This is a genomic window from Pseudoalteromonas sp. RB2-MNA-CIBAN-0110, assembly GCF_040309305.1.
Lineage (GTDB): Bacteria > Pseudomonadota > Gammaproteobacteria > Enterobacterales > Alteromonadaceae > Pseudoalteromonas > Pseudoalteromonas arctica.
Genome location: NZ_JBEOOQ010000085.1, coordinates 1 through 1424, shown reverse-complemented (window position 1 = coordinate 1424; position 1424 = coordinate 1). Strand labels below are relative to the sequence as shown.

Here is a 1424-nt window from a genome sequence, read left to right as displayed (position 1 = left end):
CATAAAACGCGTTTGGCGTTGTATGGTTAAGCCTCACGGGTAATTAGTACAAGTTAGCTTAATGGCTCACACCACTTCCACATCTTGCCTATCAACGTTGTAGTCTTCAACGGCCCTTCAGAGACTTTAAAAGTCTAGTGAGAACTCATCTCGAGGCCTGCTTCGCGCTTAGATGCTTTCAGCGCTTATCAGTTCCGAACGTAGCTACCGGGCAATGCCATTGGCATGACAACCCGAACACCAGCGGTTCGTTCACTCCGGTCCTCTCGTACTAGGAGCAACCCCTCTCAATTCTCAAACGCCCACGGCAGATAGGGACCGAACTGTCTCACGACGTTCTAAACCCAGCTCGCGTACCACTTTAAATGGCGAACAGCCATACCCTTGGGACCGACTTCAGCCCCAGGATGTGATGAGCCGACATCGAGGTGCCAAACACCGCCGTCGATATGAACTCTTGGGCGGTATCAGCCTGTTATCCCCGGAGTACCTTTTATCCGTTGAGCGATGGCCCTTCCATTCAGAACCACCGGATCACTATGACCTACTTTCGTACCTGCTCGACGTGTCTGTCTCGCAGTTAAGCTGGCTTCTACCATTACACTAACCGTACGATGTCCGACCGTACTTAGCCAACCTTCGTGCTCCTCCGTTACTCTTTAGGAGGAGACCGCCCCAGTCAAACTACCCACCAGGCACTGTCCGTAACCCCGATTCAGGGGCCAACGTTAGAACATCAAAACTACAAGGGTGGTATTTCAAGGTTGACTCCACAACAACTAGCGTCGCTGCTTCAAAGTCTCCCACCTATCCTACACATGTAGGTTCAATGTTCAGTGCCAAGCTGTAGTAAAGGTTCACGGGGTCTTTCCGTCTAGCCGCGGGTACACAGCATCTTCACTGCGATTTCAATTTCACTGAGTCTCGGGTGGAGACAGCGTGGCCATGGTTACACCATTCGTGCAGGTCGGAACTTACCCGACAAGGAATTTCGCTACCTTAGGACCGTTATAGTTACGGCCGCCGTTTACCGGGGCTTCGATCAAGAGCTTCTCCCTAAGGATAACCCCATCAATTAACCTTCCGGCACCGGGCAGGTGTCACACCGTATACGTCATCTTGCGATTTTGCACAGTGCTGTGTTTTTAATAAACAGTCCCAGCCACCTGGTCACTGCGGCTCCCGTCCGCTTAGAGAGCAAGTCTCATCACAGATAGGAGCGTACCTTCTCCCGAAGTTACGGTACGATTTTGCCTAGTTCCTTCACCCGAGTTCTCTCAAGCGCCTTAGTATTCTCTACCTGACCACCTGTGTCGGTTTGGGGTACGATTCCATATAATCTGAAGCTTAGAGGCTTTTCCTGGAAGTATGGCATCAGCAACTTCATCACCGTAGTGACTCGTCTCGTGTCTCAGGTTTAATGT

At 51.1% G+C, this 1424-nt stretch carries 1 rRNA gene; it reads right to left on the bottom strand.

Features of this window, described 5'->3' with window-relative positions:
* Window positions 1–22: 22 nt before the first annotated feature.
* A 23S ribosomal RNA gene (locus AAEY68_RS20620) occupies window positions 23–1424 on the bottom strand; the annotation flags it as partial.